27 protein-coding genes are annotated in these 24018 nt (G+C 29.0%); 11 read left to right on the top strand and 16 right to left on the bottom strand.

Translation table 11 applies throughout. The features are described 5' to 3' along the window. Complete coding sequence (locus AB1Z17_RS12875; protein ID WP_368052190.1) at positions 1 to 315, top strand: DUF3467 domain-containing protein; 315 nt, start codon at positions 1 to 3, stop codon at positions 313 to 315. Positions 316 to 351: 36 nt separating this feature from the next. Here AB1Z17_RS12875 and AB1Z17_RS12870 read toward each other — a convergent pair whose 3' ends face one another. After that, on the bottom strand, positions 352 to 1851 hold the full coding sequence (locus tag AB1Z17_RS12870) for a PLP-dependent aminotransferase family protein (RefSeq protein WP_368052189.1): 1500 nt from the start codon (positions 1849 to 1851) through the stop codon (positions 352 to 354). A gap of 67 nt (positions 1852 to 1918) precedes the next feature. Here AB1Z17_RS12870 and AB1Z17_RS12865 point away from each other — a divergent pair, with 67 nt between their 5' ends. Further along, on the top strand, positions 1919 to 3733 hold the full coding sequence (locus AB1Z17_RS12865) for a TonB-dependent receptor plug domain-containing protein (protein WP_368052188.1): 1815 nt from the start codon (positions 1919 to 1921) through the stop codon (positions 3731 to 3733). Between the two features lie 69 nt (positions 3734 to 3802). On the opposite strand, the gene AB1Z17_RS12860 is transcribed toward AB1Z17_RS12865, so the two are convergent. Next, the gene (locus tag AB1Z17_RS12860; protein WP_368052187.1) at positions 3803 to 4285 is read right to left on the bottom strand and encodes a YciI family protein; all 483 of its coding nucleotides are present in this window, start codon (positions 4283 to 4285) and stop codon (positions 3803 to 3805) included. Positions 4286 to 4357: 72 nt separating this feature from the next. Here AB1Z17_RS12860 and AB1Z17_RS12855 point away from each other — a divergent pair, with 72 nt between their 5' ends. Continuing rightward, the gene (locus tag AB1Z17_RS12855; RefSeq protein ID WP_368052186.1) at positions 4358 to 4678 is read left to right on the top strand and encodes an Mpo1-like protein; all 321 of its coding nucleotides are present in this window, start codon (positions 4358 to 4360) and stop codon (positions 4676 to 4678) included. A gap of 544 nt (positions 4679 to 5222) precedes the next feature. Next, positions 5223 to 6593 carry a TlpA family protein disulfide reductase gene (locus tag AB1Z17_RS12850; RefSeq protein ID WP_368052185.1) on the top strand — a complete coding sequence of 457 codons (1371 nt, stop codon included), beginning with the start codon at positions 5223 to 5225 and terminating at the stop codon, positions 6591 to 6593. A gap of 96 nt (positions 6594 to 6689) precedes the next feature. On the opposite strand, the gene AB1Z17_RS12845 is transcribed toward AB1Z17_RS12850, so the two are convergent. The 10 genes from AB1Z17_RS12845 to AB1Z17_RS12800 form a co-directional block, all read right to left on the bottom strand. Next, positions 6690 to 8228, bottom strand: coding sequence for an NAD(P)H-hydrate dehydratase (locus tag AB1Z17_RS12845; RefSeq protein ID WP_368052184.1), 1539 nt, complete (start codon positions 8226 to 8228; stop codon positions 6690 to 6692). Between the two features lie 121 nt (positions 8229 to 8349). Beyond that, positions 8350 to 9303 (bottom strand): acetyl-CoA carboxylase carboxyltransferase subunit alpha, encoded by a 954-nt coding sequence (locus AB1Z17_RS12840; protein ID WP_368052183.1) that lies wholly within the window; start codon positions 9301 to 9303, stop codon positions 8350 to 8352. A 56-nt stretch (positions 9304 to 9359) separates the two neighbouring features. Beyond that, positions 9360 to 10238 (bottom strand): DMT family transporter, encoded by an 879-nt coding sequence (locus AB1Z17_RS12835; RefSeq protein ID WP_368052182.1) that lies wholly within the window; start codon positions 10236 to 10238, stop codon positions 9360 to 9362. Continuing rightward, positions 10225 to 11313, bottom strand: a complete 1089-nt coding sequence (locus AB1Z17_RS12830) for an LptF/LptG family permease (RefSeq protein ID WP_368052181.1) — start codon at positions 11311 to 11313, stop codon at positions 10225 to 10227. The genes AB1Z17_RS12835 and AB1Z17_RS12830 overlap by 14 nt, the downstream gene beginning before the upstream one ends. Positions 11314 to 11353: 40 nt before the next feature. Beyond that, positions 11354 to 12484 (bottom strand): tRNA guanosine(34) transglycosylase Tgt, encoded by a 1131-nt coding sequence (gene tgt / locus AB1Z17_RS12825; protein WP_368052180.1) that lies wholly within the window; start codon positions 12482 to 12484, stop codon positions 11354 to 11356. 91 nt (positions 12485 to 12575) lie between these two features. After that, the gene (gene rluF, locus AB1Z17_RS12820) at positions 12576 to 13406 is read right to left on the bottom strand and encodes a 23S rRNA pseudouridine(2604) synthase RluF (RefSeq protein WP_368052179.1); all 831 of its coding nucleotides are present in this window, start codon (positions 13404 to 13406) and stop codon (positions 12576 to 12578) included. A gap of 250 nt (positions 13407 to 13656) precedes the next feature. Beyond that, a complete protein-coding gene (locus tag AB1Z17_RS12815; RefSeq protein ID WP_368052178.1) occupies positions 13657 to 13872 on the bottom strand; it encodes a PLD nuclease N-terminal domain-containing protein in 216 nt (71 codons plus the stop codon). 181 nt (positions 13873 to 14053) lie between these two features. Further along, complete coding sequence (locus AB1Z17_RS12810; RefSeq protein WP_368052177.1) at positions 14054 to 14353, bottom strand: chaperone modulator CbpM; 300 nt, start codon at positions 14351 to 14353, stop codon at positions 14054 to 14056. Beyond that, positions 14346 to 15248 carry a DnaJ C-terminal domain-containing protein gene (locus AB1Z17_RS12805; protein WP_368052176.1) on the bottom strand — a complete coding sequence of 301 codons (903 nt, stop codon included), beginning with the start codon at positions 15246 to 15248 and terminating at the stop codon, positions 14346 to 14348. Before AB1Z17_RS12805 ends, AB1Z17_RS12810 begins: the two co-directional genes overlap by 8 nt. Before the next feature lie 157 nt (positions 15249 to 15405). Then, positions 15406 to 15609: a dodecin family protein gene (locus AB1Z17_RS12800; protein WP_368052175.1), complete on the bottom strand. Its 204-nt coding sequence runs from the start codon at positions 15607 to 15609 to the stop codon at positions 15406 to 15408. Between the two features lie 143 nt (positions 15610 to 15752). Here AB1Z17_RS12800 and AB1Z17_RS12795 point away from each other — a divergent pair, with 143 nt between their 5' ends. After that, on the top strand, positions 15753 to 16385 hold the full coding sequence (locus AB1Z17_RS12795; protein ID WP_368052174.1) for a hypothetical protein: 633 nt from the start codon (positions 15753 to 15755) through the stop codon (positions 16383 to 16385). 49 nt (positions 16386 to 16434) lie between these two features. On the opposite strand, the gene AB1Z17_RS12790 is transcribed toward AB1Z17_RS12795, so the two are convergent. From AB1Z17_RS12790 to AB1Z17_RS12775, 4 genes are all read right to left on the bottom strand, one after another. After that, positions 16435 to 16734 carry a hypothetical protein gene (locus AB1Z17_RS12790; RefSeq protein ID WP_368052173.1) on the bottom strand — a complete coding sequence of 100 codons (300 nt, stop codon included), beginning with the start codon at positions 16732 to 16734 and terminating at the stop codon, positions 16435 to 16437. Positions 16735 to 16754: 20 nt separating this feature from the next. Beyond that, complete coding sequence (locus tag AB1Z17_RS12785; protein WP_368052172.1) at positions 16755 to 17627, bottom strand: universal stress protein; 873 nt, start codon at positions 17625 to 17627, stop codon at positions 16755 to 16757. Between the two features lie 65 nt (positions 17628 to 17692). Further along, positions 17693 to 18229 (bottom strand): DUF4412 domain-containing protein, encoded by a 537-nt coding sequence (locus AB1Z17_RS12780; protein WP_368052171.1) that lies wholly within the window; start codon positions 18227 to 18229, stop codon positions 17693 to 17695. A gap of 10 nt (positions 18230 to 18239) precedes the next feature. Next, complete coding sequence (locus tag AB1Z17_RS12775; RefSeq protein ID WP_368052170.1) at positions 18240 to 19085, bottom strand: universal stress protein; 846 nt, start codon at positions 19083 to 19085, stop codon at positions 18240 to 18242. 141 nt (positions 19086 to 19226) lie between these two features. Here AB1Z17_RS12775 and AB1Z17_RS12770 point away from each other — a divergent pair, with 141 nt between their 5' ends. The 6 genes from AB1Z17_RS12770 to AB1Z17_RS12745 all read left to right on the top strand — a co-directional run. Next, a complete protein-coding gene (locus tag AB1Z17_RS12770) occupies positions 19227 to 19694 on the top strand; it encodes a hypothetical protein (protein ID WP_368052169.1) in 468 nt (155 codons plus the stop codon). Between the two features lie 44 nt (positions 19695 to 19738). After that, a complete protein-coding gene (locus AB1Z17_RS12765; RefSeq protein WP_368052168.1) occupies positions 19739 to 20956 on the top strand; it encodes an efflux RND transporter periplasmic adaptor subunit in 1218 nt (405 codons plus the stop codon). A 4-nt stretch (positions 20957 to 20960) separates the two neighbouring features. Beyond that, positions 20961 to 21704: an ABC transporter ATP-binding protein gene (locus tag AB1Z17_RS12760; RefSeq protein WP_368052167.1), complete on the top strand. Its 744-nt coding sequence runs from the start codon at positions 20961 to 20963 to the stop codon at positions 21702 to 21704. Positions 21705 to 21713: 9 nt separating this feature from the next. Next, complete coding sequence (locus AB1Z17_RS12755) at positions 21714 to 22931, top strand: ABC transporter permease (RefSeq protein ID WP_368052166.1); 1218 nt, start codon at positions 21714 to 21716, stop codon at positions 22929 to 22931. Between the two features lie 16 nt (positions 22932 to 22947). Beyond that, entirely contained in the window at positions 22948 to 23163 is a 216-nt protein-coding gene (locus AB1Z17_RS12750) for a hypothetical protein (RefSeq protein ID WP_368052165.1), read from the top strand. Between the two features lie 25 nt (positions 23164 to 23188). Beyond that, positions 23189 to 24018 (top strand): DUF6544 family protein (locus AB1Z17_RS12745; RefSeq protein WP_368052164.1); only part of this gene is annotated, 830 nt, incomplete at its 3' end.

The raw sequence follows: 24018 nt of genomic DNA, 5'->3' as shown, positions 1-24018 counted from the left end.
ATGAGTGATCAAAAACCTAAAAAAGAAGGACAAATTAATATTGAATTAGATGATAAAACTGCGGAAGGAACCTATTCTAACTTAGCAATAATTAATCATTCTGTTTCAGAATTTATAGTTGATTTTGTTAGTGTAATGCCGGGGCAACCTAAAGCTAAAGTAAAATCAAGAATTATATTAACTCCTCAGCACGCCAAGAGATTGGTTAAAGCATTGGCTGATAATGTGCAAAGGTTTGAAAAAAGTCACGGAGAAATTAAAGATTATGAGCAACCTCCAATTCCAATGAATTTTGGACCCACTGGAGAAGCATAGATAAGATAAAAACCCGAACAATTTGTTCGGGTTTTTTTATTTTAAAATCACTTTATCATAAGCTTTTTTTAATTTTTTAATAACAACTTCTATTTCTTCTTCATTTAAATGTCCAAATCCAAAACGAATTGCACAAGTTTTTTTATCCTGATAAAGAATTATTTTTGGTAGATGTAAATTGTTTTTTTCGGCTTCTTCAGCTAGTTTTAAAAGCGATATTTTAGGCTGGAATTGTAGCCAAATTGCCAATCCTCCTGAAGGAATTTTCCATTGCGCGCTTTTTGAAAAATAGGTTATTAAAAGGTTGCAGAACAAATCGCGTCTTTTTTTATATATTATAATATTCTTTTTCATGAGACGGTATATTTCACCTTCATTAATTAATTCTGAGAGCAGTTGTTCTTGAATTAAATCGCCTTGTTTATCTATTAATTCTAAATAATTCTTAGCTTCTGAGATCAGATTTTCAGGGGCTACGAGAAACCCTGTTTGAAAACTAGGAAATAAAGATTGCCCAAATTTCCCTAAATAAATTAACATTCCGTTTGCATCTGAACTTGCCAAAGGTAACATTGCTGAACCTTCAAACTGAAAATCATAATCATAATCATCTTCAATAATAGCAAATCCAAACTCTTTAGCAAGTTGCAGTAGTTCTAAACGACGTTCTGTACTTAATTTTACTGTTGTTGGATAATCTCTATTTGCACAAATATATACACATCTAATACTATTTTTTATAAAATGCTTTTTTATGTACTCAATGTCTAAACCATCATTATCTACAGGAATTGTTTTTATGTTTGCACCTGTTTGTTGAAAAATCATATTAGATGCATAATTACTTAAATTTCCTACTAATACAATGTCGTTTGGTTTTATTAAGAGTTGAGAAACAATGTACAAACTCATTTCTGTACTACGTGTATTTAATAGGTTCTTTGGGTTAATATGAAAACCTCTAGTTGTATTTAAGTAATTACATAGTTGAGTTTGGAATACAGAGTTGAAAAATTCGTTTGTTCTGTTCCATTTATTTATTAACGTTTTTCGTTTCATGGCAGCACTGTACCACCTTGTAAACTGATGCACAGGATGCAAGCGTAAATCTGGTTTACCATCGTTGATGGTATACTTTGCATTTGTAAACTCAACAGTTGAAACTAAATGAAATGACTTTTGAAAAGGAAATCCCGTTGTTTTAGCATAAGTATATGCTTCATTTATTTTTTGTGAAGCTGCTTTTATTTTTGCTGTTTTATTTTCTGGTTCTAAAACAAATGTTCCTTTATTAGGTATAATTTCAACCCAACCTTGTGAAGCTAACTCTTCGTAAATAGCAACAGCAGTATTTCTATGTACGTTTAATAACTGACTTAGTGCACGTGTTCCTGGCAGCATTGTTCCTTTGGTTAAATAGCTGCGCTGAATAGCGTTTACAATTTGTCCTGAGGCTTGTAAATATAGAGGTTGTGGTATAGATTTTTCTATACTAATTAGTTGTTTAAACAGCGTATTAACCGGACTATCTGTCATTTTAAAACTGGACTATGTTAATCGTCCGGAAAGTTACTATTTTTACAACGTTTTTAAATCAATATTTATGAGAATTAAAATTACTTTAATATTTTTTGCATTATTTAATATAATTCAGGCAAAAGCACAAGTTCAACCTATAAAAAAAGATACGGTTAAATTAAAAGAAGTTATAATTACTTCAAATAGAATTGCACTTCCTTTTTCAAAAACATCAAGAACAATTAATGTAATTACTTCAGATGAAATTATCAAATCTCCTGCTTCTAATGTTTCAGATTTACTACAAAATATTGTAGGAATAGATATTAGAAGAAGAGGAACTGATGGGATGCAATCTGATTTATATATAAGAGGAGGGAATTTTGACCAGACATTGGTTTTAATAGATGGTGTTAAAATGGACGATTCTCAAACGGGACACCATTCAATGAATGCAATTCTTTCACTAGATAATATTGAACGTATAGAGGTTATTAAAGGCCCTGCTGCGCGTATCTATGGTCAAAATGCATTTACCGGCGCCATTAATATTGTTACAAAAAAAATTAGAGATAATTCCTTAAAGGTTAATTTAGGGTTCGGATCTTATAATAATTTAAAAGGAGGTCTATCTTTTATTCAGAAATTTGAAAACGGAGGAATTTTAACTTCATTTAATTATCAAGAGTCTGATGGTTACAGGTATAATACTGATTTTGAAAATAAGTCGGTTTTTGTAAAAGCAAATTTAGGAAAGTATAATTTAACTTCAACTTTTACATCTAGAGATTTTGGTGCAAACGGATTTTATGCAACTCCTGCTGCAATTGACCAATATGAAGAGACACAAACTAGTTTAATTGCGCTGGATGCTAATTTTTTATCTGGAAATATTACTATTAAACCTAGAATTTATTGGAAAAGAAATCAGGATATGTATTTGTATTTAAGACACGATCCGCCAGTATATCGAAATTTACATATTACAAATAGAATTGGAGCAGAAACTAATGTTGTTATTAATTCTTCAATAGGTAAAACAGGTATAGGTATTAATGTTTCAAGAAACTTCTTGGCAAGTAATAATTTAAATGATCATAACAGAACTGTAATTACTGGATTTTTAGAGCATCGTTTTGAAATTGACAATTTCGATATTACTCCTGGAATTGCGATTAGTTCGTTTTCAGATTTTAATACAAAAGCATTTCCTGGATTAGATCTTGGATATAGATTTTCTGAACGTTTTAAATGGTATGGTAATATTGGCTATACCTACAGGGTACCTACTTTTACGGACCTGTATTATGTTGGGAGAAATGAAATTGGAAACTCAGATTTACAACCAGAGTCTGCATTATCTGAAGAAATTGGCTTTAAATATACTACAGGTAGTTTCGATTTAAATTTGGCTTTATTTAACAGAGACGCAAAGGATTTAATTGATTGGGCTAAGGATAATCCTAATGATGCTGAAGAGAAATGGGAAGCTAGAAACTTTAGCGAAGTTAGTACACAGGGCTTTGAATTTGATGTAACCTATAAGTTTAGTGTAGGGAATTTTGATCAAAAATTTAATATTGGTTATAGTTTTATTAAAGACGAAAATAAAGATAAATATACAAGGTATGCATTAAATAGTATTAAGCATCAACTGACATCAGCAATAGATTTTAAATTTTCGAAACTATTTAGTCAAAACATTTCATATAGGTTTGTAGAAAGATCTAGAGGAGAAACATATGCAATTGTAGATGCAAAAATTTTGGCTGAATTACCAGACCGCATAGGGATGTCTTTAAGTGCAAATAATATTTTTAATGCAGCTTATACAGAAACTAATTTAGTGCCAATGCCTAAAGGAAATATAATGTTAGGACTAAACTATAAGTTTTACTAGGTAATATTTATGTAATAATAAAAAACTGAATCAACCAAGAGCTTGGTTGATTCACTAATTGATAATATTTTAAATTTCAATTTTTGCAATTTTTTTATGAATTTCATTTATTTGAAGTAAAGCTGCGGAGCCGTACCATAATTTTAATTCCATAACCAATGAGCCTTGTTGAATGGCTGGATCCGTTTCGGTTAACTTTTTAGCTTCTTCTATTGTGGCCACATCAAAAATATAAATGCCTCTTAAATCTCCAGTATCTAAAAAAGGACCTGCTAAAACTAATTTTCCTGCATTGGCTAATTTTGTAATATTTTCTAAATGTGAACGCTGTAAATTGGCAGCAGTTATCGAGTCCTGAGATCTATTAGGACCTCTTTTTAAAAATGCCATTACATAAGTTTTCATGCCATAATTATCTGCATTTAGTTTTTTTGCTAATTCAGCATCAAATTTATTAGATTCAGAAGAGATTTCTTTAGAATTAGTATTGCCTGAATTAGTACAGGAAAATAAGGAAGTTGATAAAAGGAGAAAATAAAAAAAGGTTTTCATAAAGTTGAATTTTATTGATGTTAAAACTAAAATAGATAAATATTTGTAAATTGAGATATTAAAATTAAAAATATGGAAGAAAGAATTAAATCATTTAAAGCCTTTTACCCTTTTTATTTAAAACAACACAGCAATAAAACATGTAGATTGTTACATGTTGTTGGAACAACTTTTGTTTTTGCTCTAGCCATTACAGCTATTTATCATAATATTCCAAAACTTTGGATATTTGTACCAATTGCAGGTTATGGTTTTGCGTGGATTGGTCATTACTTTTTTGAAAAAAATAAACCAGCAACATTTCAATATCCACTTTGGAGCTTACGTTCAGATTTTAAAATGTATTTTGAAATTTTATCTGGTAAAATTTCTTTAAATTCATCTAAAGATTAATAAAAGATTAGAATTATTTAACGTACATTATAATTTATATTTAATAAAAAAGCTGCATAAAATTATATTAAAACTAAACATCAAACGTTTTCGTTAAATAAAACATAATTAAATTATCTTAAATAGTTAAAAAAATGATAAATATGTAATATTTTTCTTGTTGGTATTTGTTACTTGTTGTATATTTGCACTATAAATAACTACTAAAACAATCGATATGAAAATTATCAAAAAATTAAAGAATCAAGAAAGTAAAAAGAGAATGACAGCAGTCGATTTTAAGAATGCTAAAAGTATAACCTGGAATAGTAAAAGAAGATTCGGAATATAAGAATAGATACAAAAACTATTGTAAATTGTTTAAAAAAACGTTAGGGAAACCTAGCGTTTTTTTATGCTTCAAATTATGAGCTAGTATTTACTAAAATTAGTAGTATGTTAAGTGCTATAATTTTATAAATTATTTATTAAAATAAATGTATAGAACTTAAATTGAATAATAAGTTTTATCTTTGAGAAATTAAAAAATAATTAAACTTAAATTATGAAAAGAATAGTGTTTTTTATTGCTGTTTTAGCAATTATTTCTTGTAAAGAAGAACCAAAGATAGATTATGCAATCTTATCCGGTAAAATAGTAAATTCATCTGCAAAAGATTTATCCTTTAACAGTGCTGGAAGTCTTATAAAAACTATTAATGTTGCTGATGATGGAACTTTTAAAGATACTTTAACGGTTGCAACAGGGTATTATATTCTTTCAGATGGTAAAAATAACACTTCATTATATTTAAATCCAGGTAATACGATCAACATTAATTTTGATGCAAATGATTTTGAAAACACCTTAGAATTTTCTGGTGCTGGATCCGAAATAAGTAATTATTTGCTTAGTAAAAACAAAAAATCTAAAGAATTGGCAGGCAAAGGTGTTGATATTTATTTATTGGAAGAAGCTGCATATAAATCTAAAATTAATGAAATTAAAACTGCCTCTGAAGAAATATTAGCTGCAACAGAAGGAATATCAGAAGATTTCAAAAGCAAAGAAAAACGTAACATTTACTATTCTTATTTAGGGTTTGTTGATAAGTATCAATTGTATCATTCACATTATGCTAAAAAAGAAGATTTTAAAGTTTCTGAAGATTTTTTAAAAGAACTTGAAACGATAGAATATAACAGTGAAGAAGACTTTGTATTTTCTTCAAATTACGAAAATTTGGTAAATACACATTATCAAAAAGAAGCTAGAAAATTAGCAGAGCAAGATTCAATACAAAATGATATTGCTTTTCTGAAAATAGCAGCTGGAATTGCAAATGAAACAATAAAAAATAAATTGGTTTATTTAAATTCTAAATATAATATAACTTATACAGATCAATTAGAAGATTTCTATAGCTTATTTATGGAAGCCTCAACAAATGAAGAACATAAAAAAGAGATTACTGAAAGTTATAATAAATTAAAAACAGTTTCTAAAGGCCAGCCTTCTCCAAAATTTGAAAATTATGAAAATTTTAATGGAGGAACCACTTCTTTAGATGATTTAAAAGGAAAATTTGTATATGTTGATGTTTGGGCAACTTGGTGTGGACCTTGTAAAGCTGAAATACCATCTTTAAAAGAAGTGGAAGCTAAATATCACAATAAAAATATTGAATTTGTAAGTATTTCTGTAGATCTAGAAAAAGATTACGAGAAATGGAAAACTATGGTGAAAGAAGAAGATTTAAAAGGAATTCAATTATTTTCTGATAAAAACTGGAAGTCAGATTTTATAACAGGGTATTTAATTAAGGGGATTCCACGTTTTATTTTAATTGATCCAAATGGTAATATTGTAAATTCAAATGCACCAAGACCTTCAAGTGAAAAATTAATTGAACTTTTTAATGAAAATAATATTTAATTTTTAACAAATTAAATTTATAAAGAATTATCGAGGCTGTCTAAATTTTTAGACAGCCTCTTTTTATTAATTTTTTCTAAAAAGAAGGAATTGATTTTAAGTTTCGTTTTGGTTGTTTTCACTAAAATTATCTTCATTAAACAAATCTAATAAAGCGTTGGGTAGATATTTTAAAATGGAAGAGGCTGTAAAGGTTTCGTAACCAGTTTCTGAAATTGCAATATCAGCAGTTTTACCGTGTAAATACACTCCAAAAATGGCGGCGTTAATTGGTTGGTAACCTTGTGCTATTAATCCTGTAATAATTCCTGTTAAAACGTCACCGCTACCAGCAGTTGCCAACGCAGGATTCCCTGAAGAATTAAAGTGTTTAGAAGTGCTATCTATAATTACAGTATGAGCACCTTTTATAACCATTATAAGAGCATGCTTTTTACAAAAATCTGTTGCTTTTTCTAATTTTACAAAATCATTTTCCCAAGTGCCAATCAAACGTTCTAATTCCTTTGGATGCGGTGTTAAAACAGTATTTTTAGGTAAATAGTTTAAAAGTGATTTATTTTGAGACAATAAATTAATTGCATCAGCATCAATTACTAGAGGTAAGCTGTTATCTTTAATAAATCGTTCAAAACCATTCGCAGTTTTTTCAACTATTCCCATTCCAGGACCTATTCCAATAACGGTTGCATTTGTTTTAAAATTAAAATACTCTAAGGAAGTATCATTATCAACTTCAACCATAACTTCTGGTATCGCTATTTGTAATATAGCATAGCCACACTTTGGAAGATAGGCAGTAACCAATCCGCTACCAATTTTTAAAGCAGCTTTTGCGGCTAATGTAACCGCTCCAATTTTCCCAAAACTACCTCCAATAATAAGTGCATGTCCAAATGTACCTTTATGCGACCATTTTTTTCTGGGTTTGTATAATTGTAAAACTTCATTTTTAATTGTATAATGTAATGTTGGATTTAAATTTTTCATAAAATTGGAATCCAAGCCGATATCTAATACTTCCCAAGTTTCAAAAAAATCACTATTTTCAGGAAGTAAAAATGCCAATTTAGGTGTTTGAAATGTTAGAATATGTGATGTTTTTAAAACAGCTTCTTTTTCAATTACAGGAGAATCGCTAAAAAGACCAGAAGGAAAGTCTATAGCTAAAGTAAATGCTTTTGTGGAATTAATATAGTTAATTAATTCTTTAGTAAAACCTTCTGGGCTTCTTGAAAGACCGTTTCCAAAAATAGCATCAATTACAATATCTTCAAAAGCGATTTCTGGAAAATCATTGTCATTATTTATAATGGTTGGCCATTTTCCAATTTCTTTTAAACGATTGTAGTTTATCAGAAATTCTTTGGTTCTTTTTTCACTAAAATTTACTATATAACAGGTTACATTATATCCGTTTTCGTATAAATAGCGTGCAATTACTAAGCCATCTCCACCATTATTTCCAATACCACAAAATACATGAATTTTAATATTCTGATTTTTTAATTGGTTATGTAACCAATTAAAACACTGTTTTGCAGCATGCTCCATTAAATCAATTGAAGAAATATTGTTATTTTTTATAGTAGCCAGATCTGCAGCAGCAATTTGTTGTGAGTTAAGTATAAACATAGTATAAATTTAATGAAAAAAAAATTTGTCACTCTAAGATTTTCTTTAGAATGACAAATATTTTATACTACATTTTATTTTTAGGAAAATAAATTTTAAGGAAACAATAATTGAAATTATGCTAACCTTTAAATTCACCCATTTCGGCGTATTTATCCATACGCTTTTTTACAAGATCTTTAGGCGTTAAATCTTTTAGTTCTTTATATGCGCTAATGATTGTTTTTTGTACTTCTTTAAATGCATTTTCTCTGTCATAATGTGCACCTCCAAGAGGTTCTTTAATAATACCGTCAATTAATTTTTGCTTTTTCATATCAATTGCAGTAAGTTTTAATGCTTCAGCAGCTTCTTCTTTATGTTCCCAACTTCTCCATAAGATAGAAGAACAAGACTCTGGAGAAATAACGGTATACCAAGTGTTTTCCATCATATAAACTCTGTCTCCAACCCCAATTCCTAAAGCACCACCTGAAGCGCCTTCACCAATTACGATTGTTATAATAGGTGTTTTTAGACGTGTCATTTCAAAAATATTACGTGCAATAGCTTCACCTTGTCCACGTTCTTCAGCTTCTAAGCCAGGATATGCACCAGGAGTGTCTAAAAGTGTAACAACAGGAATTCCAAATTTTTCAGCCATTTTCATAAGCCTCAACGCTTTTCTGTATCCTTCTGGATTAGACATTCCAAAGTTTCTATATTGGCGTGTTTTAGTATTATAACCTTTTTGTTGTCCAATAAACATAAAAGATTGATCTCCAATTTTACCCAATCCGCCAACCATTGCTTTATCATCTTTTACAGTTCTATCTCCGTGTAACTCCATAAAAGTACCATTGGTAAGAAAGTTTATATGATCTAAAGTATAGGGTCTGTTTGGATGTCTTGACAACTGAACTCTTTGCCAGGCGGTTAGGTTTTTATATATGTCGTTTTTAGTTTTTATCAATTTTTTTTCAATGTTTTTGCAACTATCAGTTACATCTACATCACTTTCTTTACCAATTAATTCGCACTTAGTAAGTTGTTCTTCTAATTCTTTTATTGGTAATTCAAATTCTAAATATTCCATGTTTTTTAAATTTGATGTTGTACAAATATAATAACTTCTATATTTTAAGTACACACTTAGGTACTTTTTTTATTTTTTATTAGCCCATTTACAACTACTGTAACAAAAATTATTGCTGCGCCTAAATAAAACTGAGGAGTCATTTTTTCTGCCTCACCAAAAATTAAAACCGCTAAAATAATTCCATAAACAGGTTCTAAATTTATGGTAAGCATTACAGTATAGGGAGTTAAGTATTTCATTATATCAACAGAGACTATAAAAGCATACGCTGTACAAATGGTACTTAATATTATTAAATAGATAATATCGTTGTTTGTTAAAGTGAAGTTTTGAATGGTAAATCCGGTTGAAAATAAAATATAAACTGTTATAAAAAGAACTCCAAAAAGTAATTGATAGAATGAAATGGTGCTTGCATCGTTTTGTTTTACAAATAGCCCGTTAATTACTGTAAATAAAGCAGATAAGAATGATGCAATAAGTGCATATATAATTCCGAGTGTATAGTCGTTTTCAACATTGAAAATAATATATAAACCTGAAATTACAATGATTCCAAAGATAAATTCGATAAAATTAATACGTCTTTTAAAGAAAACAGGTTCAATAAATGAAGTAAATAAAGCACCTGTACTCATAGACACCAAAGCCACAGAAACATTAGAAACTTTAATTGCAGTAAAAAATGCAATCCAATGAAGTGCAATAAGTACACCACCTATAAAAAATTTTACAAGTGTTTTTGGAGGTACTTTTAGGTTCTTTTTTTTAAATAAAAAATACATAAAAAGGACAATTACAGCTAATAGCATTCTATACCAAACTAAGGGTATTGCATCTATTGTAATTAATGCTCCTAAAATTGCTGTAAATCCCCAAATAAATACTATAAAGTGGAGGTGTAGATAGTGTTTTAAGTTAGTTTTTGGCATTTCTTAAATATAAGTAAACAGCGAGTCCTCCAAAAAATAAATTTGGAAGCCAAACCATTATGAATGCATTTGTTTCAGCTCCAGCTCCTAAAACTTCAACAATTTTTAAGAAAAAAACATACACAAACATTAAAGTAATTCCAATGGCAAGGTTAATTCCCATACCACCTCTTCGTTTTTTTGCTGCTAAACAAACTGCAATAAAAGTTAGTATGTATGTTGAGATTGGTAAACTGGTTCTTTTATGAAATTCTACTAAATAAGTGTTTAAATTACCAACACCTCTTTCTCTTGATTGTTTAATAAATTCATTTAACTTAATAGATGTCATTTCTTTAGCGAGGTCATCTACATTTATTAAATCTTTTGGCATAAAATCTAATAATGTATCTAATTTTATACCGTACTCTATAGAATCTCTTCCTTCTAAAAGGAATCTTTTTTTATAAGTATTAAGTCTAAAAACAGTGTCTTTTTCAATCCATCTTATATTTTCAGCCATTAATTTATATTTTAATTTAGTGCCTTCAAATTTTTCATAAGAAAATTTCTGACCTTGTTGGGTATTTAACATGAAGCTTTTTAAATAGATATAATCATTTTCTCCTAGTTGTAAATTAATGTTTTTTAACTGATTTTCGTTGTATGTTTTCTTTTTAAGATATTTTTTACTGAATTCATTAAAAATTTTGTTACTATTTGGCACAACAAAATGATTCATTCCCAAAGCAAGTATTGTAACTAAAGATGCACCAATAAAATATGGTTTTAAAAATCGAGTAAAAGAAACTTTTGCTGAATGAATTGCAATAATTTCTGTATTTGAGGCTATTTTAGAAGTGAAAAATATAACTGCAATAAACAATGCCAAAGGCATAAACGTATTTCCAAATATTACAATAAAATGTACATAATAATCTTTTATTATTTCTGAAGCAGACAGATCTGCATGACGTAAAAATTTATCTACTTTTTCAGAAACATCAATGGCAATGGCAATTGGTAACAATAAAACTAAGACCAACGCGAATGAAGATAGAAATTTTTTTAATATGTATTTATCTATAATTTTCAATTTCAGCTATTTGTAATTTTTTATACTTAACAATAAACTGCTACAATCTTTTATCCATTTGTTTTACCATTTTATTTTTCCATTCGGTAAAATCTCCTGCTAAGATATGCTTTCTAGCTTCACGAACCAACCATAAATAAAAACCTAAATTATGAATGGAAGCTATTTGCTTACCTAATAATTCTTTTGCAGCAAATAAATGACGTAAATAAGCTTTTGAATACAATGTGTCTACATAAGTAATTCCCATTTCATCAATTGCAGAAAAATCATCTTCCCACTTTTTATTTTTTATATTTATGGAGCCATGTGCTGTAAAAAGCATACCGTTTCTAGCATTTCTAGTTGGCATTACACAATCGAACATGTCTATGCCTAATGCAATATTTTCTAAAATATTTATAGGTGTTCCAACTCCCATTAAATAACGTGGTTTATCTTCTGGTAAAATTGCGGTTACAACTTCAGTCATTTCGTACATTTCCTCTGCAGGTTCTCCCACTGAAAGTCCTCCAATTGCGTTTCCTTCTGCTCCAACTGAAGCAATAAATTCAGCAGATTGTTTTCTTAAATCTTTATAAGTACTTCCTTGTACAATTGGAAAAAATGTTTGACTATAATCGTATTTAAATGGTGTTTTGTCTAAGTGCGTAATACAACGTCTTAGCCATCTATGTGTCATATGCATAGAACGTTTTGCATAATTATAATCGCAAGGGTAAGGCGTGCATTCGTCAAAAGCCATAATAATATCTGCACCAATACTACGTTGAATTTCCATTACATTTTCAGGCGTAAATGTATGGTAAGAACCGTCTATATGACTTTTAAATTTTACACCTTCTTCTTTAATTTTTCTTCTTCCAGATAACGAATAGACTTGGTAACCGCCACTATCGGTTAAAATATTTCGATCCCAGTTCATAAATTTATGCAAGCCTCCAGCTTGTTCTAAAATTTTAATTTGTGGACGTAAATACAAATGGTAGGTATTTCCTAAAATAATATCAGGATTTATCTCGTCTTTTAGTTCGGTTTGGTGGACTCCTTTTACGGTTCCAACAGTTCCAACAGGCATAAATATTGGAGTTTCAATAGTACCGTGATCTGTTGTTACAATACCTGCTCTGGCTTTGCTTTGAGCGTCTTTACTTTTTAGTTCAAATTGCATAGTCGGCAAAGATAGTTATAAAGTTGAAAGGTTTGAAAAGTTTAAAAGTTTTATTTTAAGCAATAGGAAATAGGCTAGCTATTTGTAATTTTTATCTTCTTCTTTTTCTCTTTGGATTAAAACGAGTGTTGTTTTTAGGAGTAAATTTGTTTTTTTTTGAATTATGAACTTTCTTTTTTGGAGGTGTTTTTGATGCTTCTTCTGTTTTAGAGGAACTTGCAACCATTTTGTTAATTTGTTGCATTTCTTCGTTCGTTAATTCGCGCCAAGTGCCTTCAGCTAAATTGTCTAAACTCACATTCATAATTCTGGTACGAACTAGTTTTGTAACTTCATAATTAAGGTACTCACACATTCTACGAATTTGCCTGTTTAGACCTTGTGTTAAAATAATTTTAAAGCTGGTTTTAGAAATTTGTTCAACCAAGCATTTTTTTGTGACTGTTCCTAAAATAGGAATTCCATTACTCATTTTTTGAATAAATTCTGATGTAATAGGCTGGTTTACGGAAACAATATATTCCTTTTGATGATTGTTTCCTGCTCTGAGAATTTTATTAACGATGTCCCCATCATTTGTTAAAAAAATTAAACCTTGAGAAGGTTTGTCTAAACGACCAATTGGAAACAGCCTTTCTGTATGATTTATGGCGCGTACTATATTATTTCGTTCTTTGGAATCGGTTGTGCAAACAATGCCAACTGGTTTGTTATAAGCAATATAAAGCGTTTTTGGTTTCGATTTTAAAAGCTCCCCATTAATTTTAACAATATCACCATCAAATACACGATTTCCTAATTGTGTGGGTTTACCATTTATAGTAACCTTACCATCAATAATAAGTTTTTCCGCTTCTCTTCTGGAGCAAATTCCAGTGCTGCTGATGTATTTATTTAAATTTATTGAGTTTTCGTTTCCCATTGAACTAATTTTCAATGTGCGAAGTTACTAATTATCATTCTTTTTTACCTCTATAACCAGCTAATAATCCTATTATCGATGCGAAGAATAACGCGAAAAAATAATTTTCGTTAAAAGCATACCAACAAACCAACGCTACTATTTGGCCAACTATAACCGAAATAAATAGTGAATAAAGAAAGGGTTTTATTTCTTTTTGATCTTTTAAATTTATGTATTTCAATTAATATTTTGTTTTAATAAGTAGCCCTTATTCCATTATCCGTTGCTTTCTTCCAATTATAAAATATAAAATTGCTCCAATTAGATTGAAAAATAACACAACTAATACCCAAACAATTTTATTGTTGTCTTCAAATTTATTTCTTAAAATATCGACTAAAGCAATAAGTGTTGGTATAATTCCAAGTAGTAAAGTAATTATTATAATAATTTGCCAAGGTCCTACCATTCCTAAATATAACATCTTTTTCAGTTTTTAAAAATTATTAATGAAGTTTATGTGATAAAGTTAAAGACTTTTTTTAACAAAAAACACAATGTTAAAAATAGAATTTTTAAATGAATACAACAAAGAAATTTAATGGAGATTTAAGTTCTTTTTTAGTTATTAGTATTTGATTTTTTTTATATAAAACATGAAGTGGTTAATAGTCGTTTTGATAAATCTGTAACTTGTTTTTTAGGGCATTAACTTCTTCTTTCAGCTTTAATTGTTGTTGCAATAGGTTAAATACAACGTCAATTCCTTCGATATTTACATTTAATTCTTGATGAAGTCTAATCATTTTTTCAAGATCACTTATTTTATCTTGATGAATAAATTTATTGTTTTCAAAGGTTACTACTTTTATAAGTCCTATATTTTCAAGATCTTTTATAAATGAAATTTCAATTTTATAGTGAAAACAAATTGTTTCTATTAATATTAAATCTGAGTTATCCATTAGGTCTTATTTTTTGTAATTCTTTAAACAGTTCTATTTCCTTTTTACTTAATTTTGTTGGTATTTTAATAGTATAGGTAATAATTAAATCGCCAAAGACGCCTTCTCTTTTATAAACAGGAAACCCTTTTCCTTTTAATTTCACTTTAGTTCCTTGAGCAGTTCCCGGAGCAATTTTTAGTTTTACTTTGCCTTTAAAAGTATCAACAGTAATTTCTCCACCTAAAAGAGCAGTATATAAATCTAAAGCTACCGAAGTATATAAGTTATTACCATCTCTTTTAAATTGGGTAGTATTTTTTATACTAAATTTAATATATAAATCACCATTTGGACCTCCGTTTACCCCTTTGCCTCCTTTTCCTTTTATTTTAATAGTTTGCCCATCTGCAATACCTGCAGGAATTGTAAGTCTAATTTTTGAGCCATTAACGGTTAAAACTTGTTTATGAGATTGGTAAACATCTTTTATATTTAAATGCAGTTCGGCATTAAAATCTTGTCCTTTAAATTGTCTGCTACGTTGTTTAGAATAGGATCTTGAACCTCCAAACATAGATTCAAAAAAATCAGAAAAATCTTGTTCGGAATAGCTTCCTCCTGTACCTGAATAACTTCGAGATTGTTGTTGAGATTGTTGTTGCTGTTTGGCTTTTTCAAAAGCATCACTGTGTTTCCAATCCTTGCCGTATTTATCGTATTTTTTACGATTTTCAGGATTACTTAAAACCTCATTAGCTTCATTAACTTCTTTGAATTTTTTTTCAGCTTCTTTGTTATCAGGATTTAAGTCTGGATGGTATTTACGAGCTAATTTTCTATAAGCTTTTTTAATGTCTTTGTCGTTAGCAGTTTTATCAATTCCAAGTATCTTATAATAATCTACAAACTTCATGAAATGAATTTTTAGTGTTTTAATAAAATATATTTAGTTTTTCTAAACAGTAGACCACAACTAAATGAAATTAAAAAAGAGGTGTTTTTAAATACTAACTCAAACTCTTTTTAAAAACACCTCAAACCAAACTTTACCTTATTTATAGGAAAACTAATTAATCAATAATACCAAATGTAACTTTTGTATTTACTCGGTATTCTTTAATTTTATTATTGTTTACAGTAACCTGCATATCTACAACATATACAGATTTAATGTTTTTAACGGATTTAGCCGCTTCATTTATTACATTTTGAACGGCATCTTCAAAACTAACTTTTGAATTCCCTAAGATTTCAATAACTTTTAATACAGACATTTTAATTTAATTTAGATTAATAATAAGTGAATTTAAATTAAATATATACACTTGAAAATGATATTCCTCAAACCAATAATTGATAATAATCATTCCACAAATTATCTGGTAATTTTAACTTTAAGAATCTAAAAATTTATATTATGAAAAAAATAGTAATAATTATAGTACTTATTGCTTTAACAGGTTGTTCTTCTACACAATTTGTTGATAGTTGGAAAAACCCTGAAACTACTTCTTTTAATCCAAAAAAAGCGTTAGTTGTTGGTATTACAGATAACCTAACAGCTCGCAAAATTTTTGAAGAAGACTTTACAAGTGCTTTAAATTTTAGAAATATAAATGCAGTTGAAAGCACTACCGTTTTAAATGAAAGTTTTACAAGTTCAAAAAAAAGTGAGGAAGAAATTAATGAGATGATTCAAAATATATCTCGAGATGGTTTTGATGCTGTAGTAATTACAGTTGTAAAAGGTGTTGAAAAACAAAAAAGTTATTATGAGAATTATCCAAGGGTAGGTTTTGGATGGTCAAGATTTGGAAGGTATTATTATTGGTATCAAGACATTTATTATACACCAGGATATTACGAAATTTACGATGTTTATCATGTAGAAACATCAATTTACAATTTAAATGGTGCTGAAAATAAATCGCTTATTTGGGTTGGGTCGTTTAAAATTGTGGATCCTCAAACAATTTCTGTTACCGTAAAAGATTATGTTGATAGAATTATTGCCCAACTTGAAACCGAACAGCTAATTAGAAAAAGGTAACATTAAAATAGCTGTTTTTTGCTGTCATTATTTTTGTTTTTAATATGTGTTATGGGCTTAGGAGCAAATTAAATTCTGGACAGAAAATTGGGAGTATAAAAAACACAAACAAAAAGAATAATACAGACCAAATTACTCCCATTAGAATTGGATATGCAATAAGAGCACCTTTTACATTTGGTTTTAATGAGTGTGCAATTAACCCGTGAATTCCCATACTTAAAAACAGAAAAACAAGACTTGAAACTACAATTAAAAAAGTTTTGGAATAAGAATCTTTAATTGTATATAAATAGAATCCAAGCACTATGGAAATTACAATTAATATTTTATATATTCTTCTTGCCATTGCTATAATTATTTAAAGAGTTAGAGATTTAGAAAATGAAATATCCCAAAGTTATTTTCATTATAACTAATTAATGGGATTTTGCCATAAATTTCCATTTTTTTAACTAGATCCTGATGAAATATTTTTTTTAAGAAACCTGTATTTTCTCTTTCAAGCATAACTACCAAATCAGCACCTACATCTCCTAAAAATATTCTTAAGGATTCAAATATATCTTCGGAAAACAGCACTTTAAATTCAATTTTTAGATATGCTACTTTCTTTTTTAAAGTTGCTTTAAACTGTTCCATTTGTAATTCTCCAGCATATTCTTTCTTAGTGGCAATATGAACCACTTTTATTGTAGCATCGAATACCTTTGCAATTTCTGATATTTTTTTAATTACTTCAATATCTGCATCTGCCTTAAAGTCTGTAGCATATACTATTGTTTTAATGTGATTATAATTAACATCTTCCGGAACTGCCAACACCAAACAATGCGCCTTATTAATAAGTTGTCTTGTTGTATTTCCCATAACAAGTTCTTTTAACAAACTTGTACCTTTCATTCCTGCAATAATCATAAATGCATTAATTTCATCAGCTTTTGAGACAATACCATTAACAACAGATTTATTTTCCACAACCTCAAAACTCAAATTCATTTCTTCGAGATTATTTCCTAAATGTTGTTTACAAAATTTTTCAAGTTCTGAAAGTTTTTGCTTTAAAGTGTTTTCTTCCAAATGAGGAAGTGGCTCTTGAACCTTTGTGCCTAAAACGGTGGGATAATCAAACACGTGAATTGCCGAAAGACTGGCATCCATTTTTTTACTAAATGCCTGGGCATATTTTAATGCCGTAATAGCATTCTTAGAATAATCTATGGCCAATAAAATTGTTTTCATGACTTAAAAATTTAGTGTTTTGGTATTGCACCTCCTATATCCATTATTTGATATCCTTCTGGAATTTAAAAACTTGTTGCATTTGGTGTCCAAGGTTCAATGTCTTTTACCTCCATTCCAGATTTTTCAATACCATCAATATGATTAATTATTTTTATTGGGAATTTATATTTTTCAGAAAACCAAAGTGTAAACATTTTTTGAGTTGGGTTTTCTTTATTCCAAAGTATAGATTTTACACATTCAATACCATTAATTGTTTCTTTACCAACAACTTTTAAAAGCTCACTATTTTTATAATTTTGGTAAGCTTGTAGAGGATCATTACCCATACTCATTGGACTTTCAGCAATAGTTTTCATTGCCATTTTTTCTTGGGGCATTAAAATAATAACTTCTTTAGTGTCTGTTTTTACAATAATTACACCTGCTCTTCCGTCTTCGTTAAATTCATATTTGTAACCATTTTCAGCTGCATAAACTGTGAAAACACCTTCTTTATTGAGTGTGTTAAACACCATTTTAGCCTTAAACTGGCTAGTGCCTATAAATCCAACAAGAAGAAATAAAATTGCGGATAATTTTAATACTTTTTTTTTCACTGTTTTTTAATTAAAAATTCTTTTCATTAAAACTAATTAAAGGCAATAAAGCCAAAGATTCCATTTCTTTAACTAAATCGTTATGAAAAATTTTATTCAAAAAAGTTTTAACATTGTTGCGTTCTAACATTGCAATCATATCAGCTTTAACTTCATTTAAATATAATCTCAAAAAATGGAGAGTATCATTAGAACTATAAATGTTAAAATCTATTTTAGTGTAGTTAACACGTTGCAATAACATTTCTTTAAACCATTCCATTTGAGTTGCACCATCTTTTTCACTTAGAGGTGAAATATGTATTACTTTAATTGTAGCATTAAAAACGGCAGCAATTTCTGTAAGTTTGGCAACAGCATAAATGTCTTCTTGTTCAAAAGCGGTAGCATAAACTATAGTTTTAAGTTTTTTTAATACAGCTTTTTCTGGAATTGAAAGTACAGGGCAAGGCGCTTTTGAGATAAGCCCTTTTGTGGTACTGCCTAGTAAAAAACTCTTTAATTTTCCTTTACCTTTCATTCCGTTAATTATTAATGAAGCATTTATTTTTTTAGCCTCAAAATTAATTCCCATAACTACTGAAGTATCTTCAATAACCTCCATTTCAATCTTTTTAGCCTCTAGGTTATTGCCTAAATGTTTTATACAAAAGTATTTTAGTTTAAAAAGTTTTTCCTTTTTTAATTCTTTTTCTGATAACAAATAAGGCTCGTTAATTGATGCACCCAAGGAAGTATTATTATACACATTTAATATGTATAATTTAGAGCCAATTTTAGAGTTTAAGGCATCTGCATATTTTAAAGCAGCTATGGCATTTGTTGAATAATCAACTGCACAAATAATTGTTTTCATACTTTTTTTTGTTTAATAAATTTAAAAAGCAAACTCTAAAAATTAAATGATATCTCTCAAGTTTTGAAGGTTTATTGATGATGTCGGTCATTTTATTCAATTTTTTAGTTTGATAATTTTAATGGTACAAAAGCTACTATCATGAAAAATGATTTAAAAGAATTAAGAAACAGACCAAATGGCAATTATATTTTTGATGCATCATGGCAAGATTTGTACATACTTACCAAACATTGGAAATCAGACCTATTATTTTATAAAGATGATTTAAGGTTTTTAGACAATTTAATTGATAAATATGTTATTTGGATTTCGAAAGAAGATGATTTAGAAAATGTTCGTGACATTGAAAAAAGTATTGTCAAAACAACTAAAGAATGTGATGTTTTATTACAAGGAATTAATAAACACTTAACTCATATTGAAGGGTTAATGGAAGATGCTTTTAAATATGATTCTCACAAGTTTAGAACAGAGCATCAACAACTGGAAAATGACATAACAAAATTTGTAAAAACCTTTAGAACCAATAGAAAAGAGGTTTTTGAAGTTACTAAACATTTGATAGAAAGCGATGAATTGATTAGAATTTTAACGAAAGCTCGCTAGTTATTAAACAACTATTTTTTAGGTTATGCTTAACGTATAAAAAAATGAAAAAGTGGAGATGGATTTTTGTTGGGCTTATAGTTATTGCTGTACTATTTTATATTAAAATAAAGCCAGCAATAGCTTCAAAAAACATTGAATTTACGTACATAAAATTGGAGAGTGGAACTATTGAAGCTATTGTATCTAGTACTGGTGCTTTAGAAGCTATTAATACAGTAGAGGTTGGAACGCAAATTTCTGGAACCATAAAAAAAATATATGTTGATTATAATGATAAAGTGCAGGCAGGACAACTGTTAGCAGAAATGGATTTGAAATTATTGAATACCAATTTAATAAGTGCACAAGCTAATTTAGCTATAAGCCAAACCCAGTTAGCGCATTCAAAAAAAGAATATGAACGAAATTTAGGATTGTTTAATAAAAATGTTATTTCAGAAAAAGATTTAGCCAATTATAAGTTTATTTATGATCAGGCAATTGGGGCAAAAAAAGCAGCAGAGGCAGCTGTTAAAAATATACAAGTCAGTATTGGTTATGCTAAAATAACTGCACCAATTAGTGGTACAATAACAGAACGAAGTGTGGAAGAAGGCCAAACAGTTGCAGCTTCTTTTGCAACTCCAAGAATGTTTATAATAGCAGAGGATCTTTCCAAAATGCAAATTCTTGCGGATGTAGATGAGAGCGATATTGGTTTTATTCGTGATAGTATGAAAGTACGTTTTACAGTTCAAACATATGCTGAGAAAGAATTTTATGGCGTTGTTAGCCAAATACGGCTGCAACCAATTGAGATAAATAATGTAGTAAATTATCAGGTAGTAGTTGATGTTGATAACAAAAAAGGATTGTTGCTACCTGGAATGACCGCTAATTTGGAGTTTATTACCAAATCGGCAAAAGATGTGTTACTTATTAATAATTCTGCATTAAGATTTAGACCTAATGAGACAATGTTAAAAGAGGTTAAATCAAAATTAGAGGGGAAATCAAAAAATGTTCTTTCAGATTCATTGTATCAAAAGTTTAAAAAAGCTATTAACAATGAACAGTCTTACACTCCAAGTAATTTCAAAAAAGGATTACCATCCAATATTAATATTTTCTTTTATACAAATTCAGAAGGGAAACTGGATTTTAAATTTATAGAAATAGGAATAAAAACAGGCTTACAATCCGAAATAAAAAGGTTTCTAGATGGTTCACCACTATCAGAAGAATTAAAAGCAATTAATGGTATTAAATCTAAAAAATAAAAAAATGCCATCAAAAAAAGTAATAGAAACCAAAAAAGTATGTCGCGTTTTTAAAAATGGAGAAATAGAAGTACACGCAATAACAGATGTAGATTTAATAATAGAAGAAGGAGAATTTGTTGCCATTATGGGTGCTTCTGGATCGGGTAAATCAACATTTTTAAATATTTTAGGTTGTTTAGATAAACCAACATCTGGTGATTATTATTTGGATGGAGTACATGTTAATGAGTTAAATAAGAATCAGTTAGCAGATATAAGAAATCAAAAAATAGGATTCATTTTTCAAAGTTATAATTTATTGTCAAGAACAACTGCCTTAGAAAATGTTGAATTGCCTTTGGTTTATAATAGAACAGGAAGATTTTCTAATTCAAAAGAACTGGCAAAAAAAGCGTTGGAACAGGTTGGCTTGGGAGATAGATTAAATCATAAAACAAATCAACTTTCAGGAGGAGAACAACAACGCGTGGCAATTGCACGAGCCTTAGTAAATGATCCTGCTTTAATTCTTTCTGATGAAGCTACTGGAAATTTAGACAGTAAAGCAAGTATTGATGTAGCCGATTTGTTTGTTGAATTAAATAATAAAGGAAAAACCATTGTAATGATTACTCACGAGCCCGAAATTGCTCAGTTTGCTAAACGGATGATTTATCTGAGAGATGGACGAATTTTAACTGATGAGATTATAAAAAATAGAAGCACTAAAGAAAGTGCATTAAAAGATTTGGAGTTAACGGCTTAACCATTTAAAATGAAACAATTATTAAAAACATTTAAAGTAGCCTTTCAAGCGATTTTTAAAAATAAAACACGCAGTTTATTAACTATGCTTGGAATAATTATAGGTGTTGCCGCGGTAATTATGACAATTTCAGCTGGTGAAGGAGCAACTAAGCAAGTTCAGGATGAAATAGCTGGCTTGGGAACTAATTTACTAATGATTTATACTAAAACGGAACATCGGGCAGGTGCACATGTTAGAATGGGAAGACCAATAAATAAAAAAGATTTTGAGATGTTACAAAAGAACTCAGTTTGGATTTCAAAATTATCGCCTTTAGTAGTATCAGTGGCTCAAGCTATTGGTCCAAATGGGTATAAATCTATTGCAATTTATGGAGTGTCCGATCAATATTTTGATATTTTAAGTAGAGATTTGTTAACTGGTGAATACTTTAAAGAAGAGGATGTGAAAAATGCAGGAAAAGTATGTGTAATAGGTAAAACTATTAAAGATGAATTATTTTTAGATTTAGACCCAATTGGTAGGCAAATTAGACTAGATAAAATTCCATTTACGGTGGTTGGATTCTTAAAAGAGGAAGGAAAAGGAACGATGGGACAAGATCAAGATGATATTATTTTGGCACCTTATACAACAATTCAAAATCGATTGCACGGTCATAGAAGAGGTTATGATATTATAATGGCAAGTGCAATTAGTGAAGATCATATTATTGACGCTAAAATTGAAGCTACAGAATTACTTAGAGAATCTCATAGGATTTTAGAAGGAGATGAAAATGACTTTGAAATTACTACTCAAATTGAATTGCAAGAAATTACTGGAAATATTACAGGTGTTTTAACCATTCTTTTAGGTGCAATAGCAAGTATTTCATTATTGGTTGGAGGTATTGGAATTATGAATATTATGTTGGTATCCGTAACGGAACGAACACGAGAAATTGGAACTCGTTTAGCAATTGGAGCTAGAGAAAGTGATATTTTAACTCAGTTTTTAATAGAAGCGGTTACATTGAGTTTGGCTGGAGGAACATTAGGTGTTTTACTTGGTATTATTGGAAATCAGATAATTTATAAAGTTACAAATTTTTACATACCAACAATGCTTTATTCAATACTAATTGGTTTTGGGTTTGCAGCTTTTGTAGGAATTGCTTTTGGGTATTTTCCAGCCAAAAAAGCGGCTAAATTAAATCCTATAGATGCATTAAGGTATGAATAGAAAAAATTTAAAGATTATGAGAAATTTACAAAAAGTACTTAAAGAAATAACAGAATTAACCTTAGAAATTGAAAATAATTATCCAGAATTATATCAGTTTTTGGAGGAGAATCCACTTGCAATTCCTTCAGAAAATAGCCCTGAAATCAATAAAAAAGTGATGCAAGATTATTTAGAGAGTTTAAAGCTATTATTGGCACATCATATAGAAACTCATAAAATCAAGAAATAGTAATTTATTAAAATTAAGATAAATAATGAGATTTGTTTTTGGCATTATTATAATAATTCACGCACTTATACATCTATTGGGTTTTTTAAAAGCATTCCAATTGGCCGAAATTAATCAACTTTCACAAAGTATTTCAAAACCAATTGGAATGCTTTGGTTGTTTGTGGCTTTATTATTTGGATTGACTGCCACGCTTCTATTTTTAAAAAAAGATTGGTGGTTCATACTAGCAGGCATTGTAATTATACTATCTCAAATACTCATTATAATGCTTTGGAAAGATGCCAAATTTGGGACTATTGGGAATGTTATTATTCTGTTAGTAAGTATTTCAGCTTTTGGAAATCATCAATTTAATAAAATGGTTGAAAACGAATCAAGTCAATTACTTCAGAATATTAAAGTTGAAAATGTTGCTATTATTTCTGAAAAAGATATTTCGCATTTACCTGAAATAGTTAAAAAATGGATGCGTAATTCTGGCGTTGTAGGTAAAGCCAAAGTGGTATCTGTTAGTTTAAAACAAAAAGGGACTATGAAAACAAAGCCTCAAAGCAAATGGATGGCTTTTTCAGCTAAACAATATTTTGATGTTAAAAATCCTGCGTTTATTTGGTCAACAATAGTTGATTGTTTACCAATGGTTAAAATGGTTGGACGTGATAAATTTACCAATGGAGAAGGCGAAATGTTAATCAAATTAGCATCAATAATACCAGTTGTAAATGAAGGAAAAAACGAAAAAATAAATGTTAGTGCAATGATTCGGTATATGGCGGAAATGACTTGGTTTCCTTCAGCTGCTTTGGAAAATTATATGACTTGGGAAGGAATTAATTCAACTTCTGCTAAAGC

Source organism: Lutibacter sp. (assembly GCF_040883305.1).
In the GTDB taxonomy this organism is placed as follows: Bacteria; Bacteroidota; Bacteroidia; order Flavobacteriales; family Flavobacteriaceae; genus Lutibacter.
Note: the sequence above shows the minus strand (reverse complement) of the source record. Positions and strands in the feature narration are given on the sequence as shown.